Source organism: Janthinobacterium sp. C22 (assembly GCF_057919405.1).
The window spans coordinates 3,217,526-3,230,137 of record NZ_CP193659.1 but is presented as its reverse complement, the minus strand read 5'-3'; the positions used below and the strand labels follow the sequence as shown (position 1 = coordinate 3,230,137).

14 protein-coding genes are annotated in these 12,612 nt (G+C 67.2%); all 14 read left to right on the top strand.

The genetic code is table 11. The features are described from left to right. Nucleotides 1-12: 12 nt before the first annotated feature. The 14 genes from ACRHIG_RS15075 (at nt 13) to ACRHIG_RS15010 (ending at nt 12,590) form a co-directional block, all read left to right on the top strand. On the top strand, nt 13-1,968 hold the full coding sequence (locus ACRHIG_RS15075; protein ID WP_489630649.1) for a secretin N-terminal domain-containing protein: 1,956 nt from the start codon (nt 13-15) through the stop codon (nt 1,966-1,968). Next, a complete protein-coding gene (locus tag ACRHIG_RS15070; RefSeq protein ID WP_489630648.1) occupies nt 1,965-2,504 on the top strand; it encodes a hypothetical protein in 540 nt (179 codons plus the stop codon). Before ACRHIG_RS15075 ends, ACRHIG_RS15070 begins: the two co-directional genes overlap by 4 nt. Further along, nucleotides 2,387-3,400 (top strand): tetratricopeptide repeat protein, encoded by a 1,014-nt coding sequence (locus tag ACRHIG_RS15065; RefSeq protein WP_489630810.1) that lies wholly within the window; start codon nt 2,387-2,389, stop codon nt 3,398-3,400. Before ACRHIG_RS15070 ends, ACRHIG_RS15065 begins: the two co-directional genes overlap by 118 nt. A gap of 7 nt (nt 3,401-3,407) precedes the next feature. Further along, complete coding sequence (locus ACRHIG_RS15060) at nt 3,408-4,319, top strand: GspE/PulE family protein (RefSeq protein WP_489630647.1); 912 nt, start codon at nt 3,408-3,410, stop codon at nt 4,317-4,319. 14 nt (nt 4,320-4,333) lie between these two features. Beyond that, nucleotides 4,334-5,110: a GspE/PulE family protein gene (locus ACRHIG_RS15055; protein ID WP_489630809.1), complete on the top strand. Its 777-nt coding sequence runs from the start codon at nt 4,334-4,336 to the stop codon at nt 5,108-5,110. Further along, nucleotides 5,110-6,315, top strand: coding sequence for a type II secretion system F family protein (locus tag ACRHIG_RS15050; RefSeq protein WP_489630646.1), 1,206 nt, complete (start codon nt 5,110-5,112; stop codon nt 6,313-6,315). Before ACRHIG_RS15055 ends, ACRHIG_RS15050 begins: the two co-directional genes overlap by 1 nt. 21 nt (nt 6,316-6,336) lie before the next feature. Further along, entirely contained in the window at nt 6,337-7,896 is a 1,560-nt protein-coding gene (locus ACRHIG_RS15045) for a hypothetical protein (protein ID WP_489630645.1), read from the top strand. Next, nucleotides 7,893-8,603 (top strand): hypothetical protein, encoded by a 711-nt coding sequence (locus tag ACRHIG_RS15040; RefSeq protein ID WP_489630644.1) that lies wholly within the window; start codon nt 7,893-7,895, stop codon nt 8,601-8,603. The genes ACRHIG_RS15045 and ACRHIG_RS15040 overlap by 4 nt, the downstream gene beginning before the upstream one ends. Then, on the top strand, nt 8,600-9,013 hold the full coding sequence (locus ACRHIG_RS15035) for a hypothetical protein (protein WP_489630643.1): 414 nt from the start codon (nt 8,600-8,602) through the stop codon (nt 9,011-9,013). The genes ACRHIG_RS15040 and ACRHIG_RS15035 overlap by 4 nt, the downstream gene beginning before the upstream one ends. After that, the gene (locus ACRHIG_RS15030; protein WP_489630642.1) at nt 9,010-9,732 is read left to right on the top strand and encodes a hypothetical protein; all 723 of its coding nucleotides are present in this window, start codon (nt 9,010-9,012) and stop codon (nt 9,730-9,732) included. Before ACRHIG_RS15035 ends, ACRHIG_RS15030 begins: the two co-directional genes overlap by 4 nt. Further along, entirely contained in the window at nt 9,729-10,439 is a 711-nt protein-coding gene (locus tag ACRHIG_RS15025) for a type II secretion system protein (protein ID WP_489630641.1), read from the top strand. The genes ACRHIG_RS15030 and ACRHIG_RS15025 overlap by 4 nt, the downstream gene beginning before the upstream one ends. Next, nucleotides 10,439-11,212: an ABC transporter permease subunit gene (locus tag ACRHIG_RS15020; protein WP_489630640.1), complete on the top strand. Its 774-nt coding sequence runs from the start codon at nt 10,439-10,441 to the stop codon at nt 11,210-11,212. The genes ACRHIG_RS15025 and ACRHIG_RS15020 overlap by 1 nt, the downstream gene beginning before the upstream one ends. Further along, nucleotides 11,212-11,931, top strand: coding sequence for a hypothetical protein (locus ACRHIG_RS15015; RefSeq protein WP_489630639.1), 720 nt, complete (start codon nt 11,212-11,214; stop codon nt 11,929-11,931). The genes ACRHIG_RS15020 and ACRHIG_RS15015 overlap by 1 nt, the downstream gene beginning before the upstream one ends. Before the next feature lie 86 nt (nt 11,932-12,017). Further along, nucleotides 12,018-12,590, top strand: a complete 573-nt coding sequence (locus ACRHIG_RS15010) for a prepilin-type N-terminal cleavage/methylation domain-containing protein (RefSeq protein ID WP_475414456.1) — start codon at nt 12,018-12,020, stop codon at nt 12,588-12,590. Nucleotides 12,591-12,612 lie beyond the last annotated feature (22 nt).

Here is a 12,612-nt window from a genome sequence, read left to right as displayed (position 1 = left end):
GGCGAACTTTTCATGAATCAACACCCTATTCCTGTGCTGGCATCCTGGGTCGCCCTCGCCTGCGGCAGCGTGCTGTCCGGCTGCGCCACGCATCAAATGCCGCTGTCGCCTGCCCACCTCAATACCGCGCCCGTCCCCGGCGGCGCCATTCCCGAACCGGTGCAGCAAAGCAGTGCGCTGGCCGCGCCCTTGCCCGCGCCCAAGGTGGAAACCTACAGCGTCACCGTGCACAAGGTGCCCGTGCAATCGCTGCTGTTTGCGCTGGCGCGCGACGCGGGCATGAATATCGACATCCACCCGCAGATCGAAGGCAGCGTCACCCTGAATGCGCTGAACCAGACTCTGCCGCAATTGCTGACGCGTATCGGCAAGCAAGTCGATATGCGCTACGAAATCGATGGCAAGAACCTGACGGTGCTGCCCGACGCGCCCGTCTGGCGCAATTACAAGGTCGATTACGTCAACATGGCGCGCAGCACCAACAGCAGCGTGAATATCGCCACGCAAATTTCCACGGCGGGCGGCGGATCGAGCAACGCCAGCAACCCCGTTGGCAGCACCCAGGGCAGCGGCGGCAATGGCAATAACAATTCGACCACCCTGGTCGTGAATCGTTCGGAAAATAACTTCTGGTACAGCCTGGAAAAGAATATCCGCGACCTGCTGCGCGAGACCACGCTCAACGACGTGCAGGTGGACCCGCTGGCGCAGCTGAACCAGCAATTGACGGCGGCCCAGGGCAATACGCAAGGCCAGCAGGGACAAGCGGGCCAGCCAGGCCAGCAGCAGAATCAGGGCGGCAATCCATACGGCAGCCAGCCGCCGATGCAGTATGGCAATCCGAATGGCGGCCAGCCTGCGCCAGGCCAGCAGCAGGGCAACGCCAACGCGAACCCGTCCCAGCCGCTCGACGCGAACGGCATGCCGCTGCTGAAACTGGCCAACAAGGGCAGCCCCTCGTCCGTCGTCGTCAACGTGGAAGGCGGCTTGATCGCCGTGCGTGCCACGGGCCGCCAGCACGAAAAGATCGCCGCATTCCTCGACGCCGTGTTGCATAGCGCCAAGCGGCAAGTGCTGATCGAGGCGACCATCATCGAGGTGCGCCTGAGCAATGAATATCAGCAAGGCATCAACTGGTCGCGCCTGACGGGCAGCCTGAGCCTGAACCAGGGCCGTGTCGGCTCCCTGCCCCTGCCCAGCGGCGTGCTGCCGGGTACCTCGCCCGGCATCTTCGTGCTCAACTACATGAAGGACAGTTTCGCCACGACCATCCAGCTGCTCGAATCGTTCGGCAAGGTAAAAGTGCTGTCCAGTCCCAAGATCAGCGTGCTGAACAATCAGACGGCCATGCTGAAAGTGGTCGACAACAACGTCTTCTTTACCATCAAGGTGACGCCCGCAGTGATCAGCTCGACGGGCTCCATCACCACGCCGGCCACCTATGAATCGAAACTGGAAACGGTGCCCGTCGGCTTCGTCATGAGCGTCACGCCGCAGATTTCCGACAGCGATGAAGTCACGCTCAATGTGCGCCCCACCATCACGCGCATCGTCGGCTACGTGCAAGACCCGAATCCCGCCCTGACCTCGGCCAGCGTGCAGAGCCGCGTGCCCGTGATCCAGGCGCGCGAACTGGAATCGATCATGAAAGTGAGCAACGGCCAGATCGCCGTGATGGGCGGCCTGATGCAGGATTCCATCGACAATGCCAAGGATGGCGTGCCGGGCCTGTCCAGCCTGCCCCTGGTGGGCAATTTGTTTACCTATCGTAACGAGGCAAGCAGCAAGACGGAGCTGGTGATCTTCATGCGCCCCGTGGTGGTCAAGGATGCCAGCATCGACGGCGATTACCGCGACTACCGCTACCTGCTGCCCGGCCAGGCGCCGCTGAACAGCCAGCCGTACACGGATGGCCCGCCGGCGCCCGCCGTCCAGCCGCAGGCACGCCTGCAGGGAGACGTCCCATGAGCTTGCTGATGCAGGCGCTCAAGAAGGCCGAGCGCGCCAAGCAGAACAGCCTTTCCGACGAGGAACTGGAAAAGCCGTCGGAAGCCTACGACCAGGTGCTGGAACTGGCGCCGGCCGACGCCCTGCCGCCCCGTCCCGTGCCTGCCGCGCCACCGCCCGTGCAGCCGGCAAGCACCTTGAGCCTGGAACCGCTGCCGGACGCCCCCGCTCCGCCGCCCAGCGCAGCCCGGCCAGGTCCGCAGCCAGGTCCGCAGCCAGGTTCACCGCACGGTACACAGCAAGGCGCGCAGCCCGGCCCGCCCCCGAGCCGCCGCGCGCCCGTCCGGAACCGCCGCCCGCCAAGCCACGCGCCAGCCGCAGCAACCCGCCGCCGAAAGGCCCCGCCGGTCCCATCAGTGTCGATCCGGCCACCGTGCGCCTGGCCGTGCTGCTGGCACTGCTGCTGCTGGTGGCCGGCGCCATGGCGTACTGGTACTGGCGCGCCAGCACCAGCCCCGGCGCGGGCGCCAACCTGCCCGGCGTGCCCATGCCGCTGACGGACGCCCCAGGCACGGCCGGCGTTGCCGGTCCCATCGTGGTGCTGCCTGCGGCGGGCGGCGCCACGCCGGACGCGCCCGCACCGCTGCCGCAGGACGTGCCGCGCGAACAGCGCCCGCCAGCCGGCGCGGCGGAACAGCAGGCGATGATCCAGGCGGCAGCGCAAGCGGCCGTGGCCGCCCAGCTGGCGCAACTGCCGCCGCCTGCGCCGCCCAGCCTGCCGCCGGTCATGGCGCCCGACAATAGCCAGATCCAGGTGCTGCGCAACGAGACGGCGCCGCAAATCAACCCCGGCGTGCAGCAAGCCTACCAGGCCTTCAACGGGGGCCAGCTGGGCCTTGCTCGCCAGCAATATGAAACGGTGCTGCGGCAGGATGCCAACAACCGCGATGCGCTGCTGGGCCTGGCGGCAGTGGCCCTGCGCGAGAACCAGGGCGCGCAGGCGGCGGCCTTGTACGTGCGTTTGCTGGAAATCAATCCCGACGATGGCGAGGCGCTGGCCGGCCTGATCGGCCTGCGCCAGGGCGACGTGGTGCAGAGCGAAGCCAGGCTGAAAGCCATCCTGGCCCGTACCCCCGACAGCGGCCCCGTGCTGTTTGCACTGGGTAATCTGTACGCCAAGCAGCGCCGCTGGAACGAAGCGCAACAGCAGTTCTTCCGCGCCTACGGCGCCGCGCCCGGCAATCCCGACTATGCCTTCAACCTGGCCGTGGGCCTGGACCGGCTGAACCAGCCCCGGCTGGCCGCCACGTATTACCAGCGCGCCTTGACCCTGGCGCGCACCACGCCCGCCGCCTTCGACCAGGCCGTCGTGCAAACGCGTTTGCGCGAACTGGCGGCCCCCGCGCCGGCGGCCCCGGCCGAGCCGGCCACCTTCACACCCCGTCAGGAATAAGCACTACATGGCAGAACAGGCAAAACTTCCGCTGGGCAAATTGCTGATCCAGAAAGGCGTGATCAGCGAAGACCAGCTGCGCATCGCGCTGATCGAGCAGCGGCGCAGCAGCGAACCGCTGGGCAAGCTGCTGATCACCCTGGGTTTCGTCACGGAAGCAACCGTGCGCGAAGCGCTCAGCGAAAACCTGAAACAGGTCAGCGCTGACCTGTCGAGCTTGGTCGTCGACGCCATTGCATTAAAACTGATCCCGAAGGACGTGGCCAAGCGCTACCGCGTCTTCCCCATCGTCTACGAGCGGCAGGCGGACAATCTGATCCTGGCCATGGCCGACACCAGCAACATCGTCGCGCTCGATCAAATCAGCGCCATGCTGGTCAAGGGCATCACGATTTCCACCGTGCTCGTCAACGAATCGGACATTTCGCGCGCCATCGACCAGTACTATGGTTTTGAATTGTCGATCGACGGCATCCTGCACGAAATCGAAACGGGCGAAGTCAGCTACCAGAGCATGGCCTCGCCCTCGGACGAATACAGCCAGCCCATGGTGCGCCTGATCGACGCGCTGCTGGCCGACGCCGTGCAGAACGGCGCCTCGGACATCCATTTCGAGCCGGAACAGTCGTTCCTGCGCATCCGCTACCGCATCGACGGCATCCTGCGGCAAATCCGCAGCCTGCACAAATCCTACTGGCCGGCCATGGCCGTGCGCCTGAAGGTGATGTCGAACATGAACATCGCCGAGGCGCGTGCGCCGCAGGATGGGCGCATCAGCATCAAGTTTTCCGGGCGGCAAATCGACTTCCGCGCCTCGGCGCAGCCCACCACGCATGGCGAAAACGTCGTGCTGCGCGTGCTGGACCGGCAAAAGGCATCGTCCCGCTCGATGCGCTGGGCCTGGCCGAAGCGGAACTGAATTTGTTGAAACTCATGATCGCGCGCCCTGACGGCGTCATCCTCGTGACGGGCCCGACGGGCAGCGGCAAGACCACCACCTTGTATTCGATCATCAACCACATCAACACGGAAAGCGTCAACATCATGACCCTGGAAGATCCGGTCGAGTATCCGATGAACATGATACGCCAGACTTCCGTCAACGAATCCGTCAAGCTGGGCTTTGCCGACGGCATCCGCTCGATGATGCGGCAAGACCCGGACATCATCCTGGTGGGCGAGATCCGCGACCGCGAAACGGCGGAAATGGCGTTTGCCGCCGCCATGACGGGCCACCAGGTGTATTCCACCCTGCATACGAACTCGTCCATCGGCTCCATCTCGCGCCTGCTCGACATCGGCATCCTGCCCGACATCATGGCCGGCAACATCATCGGCATCGTGGCGCAGCGCCTGGTGCGCCGCTTGTGTCCGCATTGCAAGGAAACCGTGATCGCCGACGACGTCGAGCGCCGCCTGCTGGGCCTGGCAGCAAGCGATGCGCCCGTGTCCATCTGCCGCGCCGTGGGCTGCGAGCGCTGCGCGCACCAGGGCTACAAGGGCCGCCTGGCCATCATGGAAATCCTCAAGATGACGCCCGAACTCGATGAATTGACGGCGCGCCGCGCCAGTTCGCGCGAATTGAAGAACGCGGCGCGCGCGGCCGGCTTCAAGGGCATCGTCGACGACGGCATGCGCCGCGTGATGGAAGGCGCCACCACACTGGAAGAAGTGGGCCGCGTGGTCGATCTGACGGAAAGGCTGGCCTGATGGCGCAATATGTCTACCGCGCCATGGATGCCGCCGGCACTTTGATTCCCGGCAGCATGGAGGCGGCCAACGTGCCGGACCTGGAAGCGCGTTTGCACCGCATGCAACTCGACTTGATCGACTGCAAGATCACGGGTCAGTATCTGGTGCTGCTGGGCAAGCGGATCATCCACCGTCGCGACCTCATCAATTTCTGTTTCCACATGGAGCAATTGACGGGCGCGGGCGTACCCATCCTGGAAGGCTTGAACGACTTGCGTGAAAGCACGGACCACCCGCGCCTGCGCGAAGTCGTCACGGATCTGATCGAAAGCATCGAGGGCGGCTTGCCGCTGTCGGGCGCGCTGGCCCAGCATGGCGACATCTTCGACGCCACGTTTACCAGCCTGATACTGGCGGGCGAACAGAGCGGCAAGATCGCCGAAGTCTTCAAGAACCTGTCGGAAAGCCTGAAATGGCAGGACGAGCTGGCCTCGCAGACGCGCAAGATCGTCATGTACCCGATCATCGTCGCGCTGGTGGTGGCGGGCGTGACGTTTTTCCTGATGATTTATCTGGTGCCCCAGCTGACGGCCTTCATCCGCAACATGGGCGGCGAGCTGCCGCTGCACACGCGCGTGTTGATCTTTGTATCGAATGTGTTCATCGATTACTGGTATGTGCTGCTGGCCTTGCCCGCGCTGCTGTTTTTCGGCCTGCGCGCGCTGATCCGCCGCAGCGAGGCGGCCCGCTATGCCTGGGATGGCTTGAAACTGCGGCTGTGGCTGGTCGGCCCCGTGCTGCACAAGATCATCCTGGCCCGCTTCGCCACGTTTTTTGCCCTGATGTATGCTTCCGGCATCACGATACTCGAATGCATCCGCCTGTCCGAAGGCATCGCCGGCAACCAGGTGGTGGCGGCCGGCCTGCGCCGCGCCGCCCAGCTGATCAGCGAGGGCTACGGCGTGACGGCCGCCTTCCAGCACACGGGCATCTTCCCGCCGCTGGTGATCCGCATGCTGAAGGTGGGCGAGGCCACGGGCTCGCTGGACACGGCCTTGCGCAATGTCAGTTACTTTTACAACCGCGAAGTGAAGGAATTGATTGAAAAAGTGCAAGCCATGATCGAGCCCGCCATGACCGTCATCCTGGGCTTGCTGCTGGGCTGGATCATGCTGTCGGTGCTGGGGCCGATCTACGACACCATCAGCACGATGAAAACTTGAGACCCGAGACCTGAGACCGCCGTGTTCCGCAAACAATTACTCTACATCACCAGCGACGCGCTGTGCGCCTACGATTGGGACCACGGCGTGCTGGGCCAGGGCCACGTCTTCCCCGCCAGCGCGGCCGGGCTGGACGGTTTCGCCGCGTGGCTGGAAGATCCGCAGGCGCAGCGGCTCGACGTGCCCGCCTACCTGCTGACGGACCTGATCGAGGAAGATTTCCAGCGCCAGCTGCTGCCCCACGTGCGCGGCAAGGCGGGCCGGGCCTTGCTGGAGCGGCGCAAGCAGCAATTGCACCGCGACACGCCCTACCGCGGCAGTACCCTGCTGGGCCGCGAAAGCACGGGCCGCCACGATGACCAGGTGCTGTTCTTTGCGCTGACCAATCCGTCGCTGCTGCAGCCGTGGACGGAGGCGCTCGAACACCTGCGCGTGCCCGTGGCCGGCATTTACTCGACCAGCCTGCTCAGTATCGCGCTGGTCAGAAAGCTGGCGATCGCGCACGAACACCTGCTGCTGGTGACGCAGCAATCGGGCGGCTTGCGGCAAAGCTACTACGAAAAGGGCCAGCTGCGCTTTTCGCGCCAGACGGCCACCATCGCGCTCGACGGCGTGGCCGTGAATATCGCGCTGGAAACGGAAAAGACGCGGCAATTTCTCACCAGCACACGCATGCTGGCGCGCGGCGACGTCTTGAATACCGTCATCCTGGCGCCGGCCGCGCAAATCGCCAAGCTCGAACTGCTGTGCGACAACGGCGTCGAAGTGGCCTACCATTTCATCGACCTGCAGCTGGCGGGCGCACGGGTGGGCTTGCGCCGGACCCCGGCGCTGGCCGACGAATTACTGCTGACTTTGCTGGGCAAGCATCCGCCGTCCAGCCACTATCCGCCCGGGGCGCTGGCCCGCTACTACCACTTCCAGCGCGCGCGCAAGACGCTGTATGGCGCCAGCACGCTGATCGGCGCGTCGGCGGCCCTGTGGTGCGCGATTAACTTGCTTGGCGGCATAGCCGACGGCGCCGCCACGCAGCGCCTGACGCAGGAAACGGCGTCCTACCAGGAGCGCTACCGCAGCGTCATGTCGACCCAGGCGCCGGCGCCGGCCAAGACGCAGAATATGAAAGTGGCCGTGACCCTGGGCCACATGATCGCCAGCCAGGCGCCGGAGCCGGGCCGGCTGCTGGGCATGCTGAGCGCCGCGCTGGACCAGGCGCCGCAAGTCGCGCTGGGCCAGCTGCACTGGCATGCGGGCCAGGCGCCCGCGCGCACGGCCCGCGGCCAGCAGCAGCCGCAGCAGCAAGGCGGCACGACCGGCAGCACCCTGGCCGGCATTCCCGTCGCGCCGCCGCAGGCGCTGCGCCTGGAAGCGGACGTGGCCATGCCGAACAACGATTACCGCGCGGCCCTGGCCGCCATCACGGCCTTCGCGCAAACGCTGGCTCGCCAGCCGGGCATGCAGGTGACGATCGAGGAAACGCCGCTCGACCTGCGCCCCAGCGCGGCCCTGTCCGGCAAGAGCGCCGCCCCGGCTCCGGACAGCCAGGCCCGCTTCACCCTCTTGCTCGCGTGGCAGCCATGAGCGGCCCCGTCAAGCAGCCGCCCCTGCCCGGCATGCAGCGCGCAGGCGCGCCCGCGCGCACCCTGCCCGCCTGGCTGGGCGAACTGCACCTGATCCGCCGCGCCCTGCTGTGCTTTGCGCTGACCATGCTGGCCAGCCTGGTGCTGCTGAGCCTGAGCATCGCCTACCGCGCGCGCGAAGCCCAGCAGCTGGACCTGGCCCAGCGCACGCGTTCGGCGGCCGCCCTCCTGTTCAACCATGCGGAAGCGGAGAAGCAGGAAATCCGCGCCTACGAACCGCAATTCCTGGCCTTGCGCCAGCGCGGCCTGATCGGCGGGGAAAACCGCCTGGCCTGGATCGATGCCATCCGGCGCAGCCAGGAACAGCGCAAGCTGCTGCCGGTCAGCTATGACATCAGCCCGCAGCAGGCGCTGCAAGTGCCGCTGCCCATGCTGATGGGGCAATATCAGCTGCACGGCAGCCGCATGCGCCTGCAGATGGATTTGCTGCACGAGATGGATTTGCTGAACCTGCTCGGCGATTTGCGCCAGGCCGGCTATTTCGCCGTGCAGGATTGCACGCTCAAGCGCCACGCGGCGGCCGGGGCCGGGGCCGGGCCAGGCACAGGCAACGCAATCGCCACGGGCGCCATGGCGCCCACCCTGGGCGCCGAATGCGAGCTGCTGTGGCTGACCCTGGGCAGCGCGCCCGTGCCGGGGCGGCCATGAGGACCACCCTCGTCCTGTGTGCGCTGCTGGCTGGCGCCGCGCTGACGGCCCAGGCACAGGCACGGTCGCCGCAGCTGGGCCGATTGTTCCTGTCGCCCGAGCAGCGCGCCCAGCTCGACGCGCAGCGCTACGGGCCGCCGCCGGCCGATCCCGCCCTGACGCCTCCGCCGCCTCCGCCTCCGCCGCCACCACCCGCCCCGCCCGTCGAATTGAATGGCGTGGTACAGCGCAGCAGCGGCCGCTCCACCGTCTGGCTGAACCAGGAAGCGCAGAACGAGCCGCACAACCATCTTGCGCGCGAGCAGCCCGGCAGCCTGACCCTGCGCCTGTCGACGGGCCAGGTGGTGCTGCTGAAACCCGGCCAGCGCTACGACCCGGCCAACGGCACGGTCACCGAGGCGCCGCCATGACGCCGCGCCAGGCGCATGGCCAGCGCGGCGCCGCCCTGCTGCTGCTGGTGGCCGTGCTGGGCCTGGGCGCGGCCAGCCTGCTGATCGGCGCCTTCGGGCGCAACACGGGCGAGGCCGAACGCCAGCAGCGCACCCTGGCCACCCTGGCGCAGGCGCGCGACGCCTTGCTGGGCTTTGCGGCCGTCAATGGCCGCCTGCCCCGCCCTGCCGCCTCCGCCCTCGACGGGCGCGAACGGCCCGCCGACTGCGCCGGCGACGCCGAGTGCAGCGGCTTCTTGCCGTGGGTGGCGCTGGGCGTGGACGGCGTCGATGCCTGGGGCAAGCTGCTGCGCTACAGCGTCACGCCGGAAATGGCGCGCGCCCCCATCGTCTCGTTTTCCGCCGTCGCCAACCGAGCCGTGCTGCGCCGCGACGGGCGCGGCGAATTCACCTACGTGGCGGGGCAGGAGCAGTGCGACGTCAGCGCGCAATGCCTGCCCGCCGTGCTGTTCTCGCAAGGCAAAGATCGCTACGGCACGGCCGCCAGCGGCGTGCCGCAGATCACTGCGGCACGCGGCAATATCGACGAAGCCGCCAACGACAGCGCCAGCCGCCGCTTCATCGCCCGCCCCGCCACCGAACTTGCCACGCTGCCCGGTGGCGCCTTTGACGACATGCTGACCTGGATTACCTTGCCCACCCTGTACCAACGCATGCGCGCCGCGCGCAACCTGCCATGAGCGCCCGCCATGCGCGCCGCCAGGGCGGCTTTTCCCTGATCGAGATCGCCATCGTGCTCGTCATCGTCGGCCTGATGATCGGCGGCCTGGTCACGCCCTTGACGGTGCAGCTGGAACAGCGCAAGGTGGCCGAGACGCAACAGGCGCTGAATGAAGCGAAAGAAGCGCTGACGGGCTACGCGCTGCGCTACGGCTACCTGCCGTGTCCCGCCATTTCCGCCGGCAATGGCCTGGAAGACCGGCGCGGCGCCCGCTGCACGGGCGAAAAACGCGCCGGCTTCCTGCCATGGGCCACCCTGGGGCTGCGCCAGGGCGACAGCTGGAACCATCTGTTCCGCTACAGCGTGACGCCGGCCTTCAGCGACAGCGAACAGCAGTTCAACCTGGGCTCGCCGCGCGACATCAGCATCGTCACGCGCAACGGCGGCGCGCTGCTGCAGGCGACGGCCTTGCAGGACATTCCCGCCATGATCATGTCGCACGGCAAGAACGGCTTTGGCGCCACGAACGTGCAGGGCCAGCGCCAGGCTGTGCCTTTCGGCAACAATGTCGACGAGCGCAACAATGCATCGAACGCCACCACCTTCATCAGCCGCGCCGCCAGCGGCGCGCAGCAGCCCGGCGGCGAGTTCGACGATATCGTCGTCTGGCTGTCGCCGAACATCCTGTTCAACCGCATGGTGGCGGCGCAGAGGCTGCCCCGCTGATGCCGATGCTCTCGCCCGCCCTCACCATCGCCCGCTACACGCTGCTCGAAGCGCTGCGCAGCCGCCTGCCGTGGCTGTTCCTGCTGGCCGCCTGCGCCGGCGCCGGCCTGGCCGGCTTCCTGCAGCAACTGGCGCTGACGGAAAGCGGCGCCGTGCAGGCGGCGCTGCTGGCGGCCACCCTGCGCCTGGCCGGCGTCTTCCTGCTGGCCACCTTCATTATCACCAGCATGGCGCGCGAGGCGGCCGACCGGGGCCTCGAATTGCTGCTGGCCTTGCCCATGCCGCGCGCAGCCTACCTGCTGGGAAAACTGCTGGGCTATGCAGCGCTGGCGACCGTGCCCGCCATGCTGTTCGGCCTGCTGATGGCGCTGTTCGCCGCGCCCGCGCAAAGCGCGCTGTGGGCGCTGTCCTTGCTGGGGGAATTATGGATCGTCGCCGCCTTCAGCCTGCTGTGCGCGGCCAGCCTGCAGCAGGCCCTGCCCGCGCTGGCCGCCACGGGTGGCTTCTATGTGCTGGCGCGCATGCTGGGCAGCCTGCAGTTACTCGCGCACGGCCCGCAGGCGGGCGACTCCCTGGTGCAGCGCGCCACGGCCGGCGCCATCGACATGCTGGCCCTGCTGCTACCCCGCCTCGACGCCTTTGCGCGCACGGAGTGGCTGCTGTATGCGACCGGCGACTGGCAAGCCCTGGGCAGCGTGGCGGCGCAAACGGCCATCTATGTCGGCTTGCTGGCCAGCTGCGCGCTGTGCGACTTTTACCGCAGGAACATCTGATGGCCGCCGCCCAGCGTCCGTGGTCGAGCGTACCGCGCCCCCTGTGCTGGCTGCTGGCGGCCTGCGTGCTGCTGCAGCTGGGCTGGCGCATGGCGCAGCAGCACGCACCGCCACAGGCGCGGCCCCTGCCCGCCGCGCCGCCGGCAGCCGTGGCGCGCCTGGCCAGCCTGGGCGAGCCGCTGGCCATGGCCAAGGCCATGCTGCTGTACCTGCAATCGTTCGAGGACCAGCCCGGCGTCAGCTTGCCGTGGCGCGAGCTCGACTATGACCGCCTGGCCGGCTGGCTGGAGACGGCGCAAACGCTGGACCCGCGCAGCCGGTATGCGCTGGTGGCCGCCAGCGAAGTGTACGCGGGCGTGGCCGATCCGCAGCGCGCGCGGCGCATGCTCGATTTTGTCGCCGCCAGCTTCGCCGCCGATCCGCAGCACCGCTGGCCCGCGATGGCGCAGGCGGCGCTGGTGGCCAAGCACCAGTTGCACGACCTGCCGCTGGCGCTCGCCTATGCCCGCGCACTGCGCCGGCTGGCGACGGGGCCGCAAGTGCCAGCCTGGGTGCGCGAGATGGAAGCGTTCATCCTGGAAGACATGGACCAGCTCGACAGCGCGCGCCTGGTGATCGGCGGCCTGATCGCCAGCGGCCAGATCACCGACCCGCACGAGCTGGCCTTCCTCGCGCGCCGGCTCGACGAACTGGCCGACAAGAAAAAGGCGGCGCCATGAGCCGCCGTCCGACATGCCGTGCGCGCACGGCGCCATTTGCAGTAAACTGCCATCCCAAGCACCAGTACTTTTTCCAAGGACATCCCATGCTCCCACGCCGCCAGCACGGCTTCACGCTCGTAGAAATCGCCATCGTCCTGGTCATCATCGGCTTGCTGCTCGGCGGCGTGCTCAAGGGACAAGGCTTGATCGACAGCGCCAAGGTGAAAAACATCATCCAGCAGTCGAATGCGCTGACGGCCGCCGTCAACGCCTACCAGGACAAGTTCCGCGCCCTGCCCGGCGACGATATCCAGGGCACCGTGCACGTGCCAAATTCGGCAGGCAACGGCAATGGCGACGGCCAGATCGGCGACGGCCAGCCGCGCGAATTCACGCTGGCGCCGCAGCACCTGGCGCTGGGCGGCTTCATTACCGGCTCGTTCAACGGCACCTCGCAATTCATGACCAGCGCCCAGGGCGGCGCCGTGTACCTGTACAACGACGAAGTGGGTGGACGGGCCGGCAACGGCATCCGCTTCGACAACCTGCCCGAAAGCTACGCGGAGCAGATCGACAGCAAACTCGACGATGGCGTGGCCGGCACGGGCAGCGTCCGCGCGAATATGCCATATGGAAATACCGGTGCTATCATTCCCCGCACCGCCGTGTTTTTCTAAGCCAACAGTCACTATCGAAGGA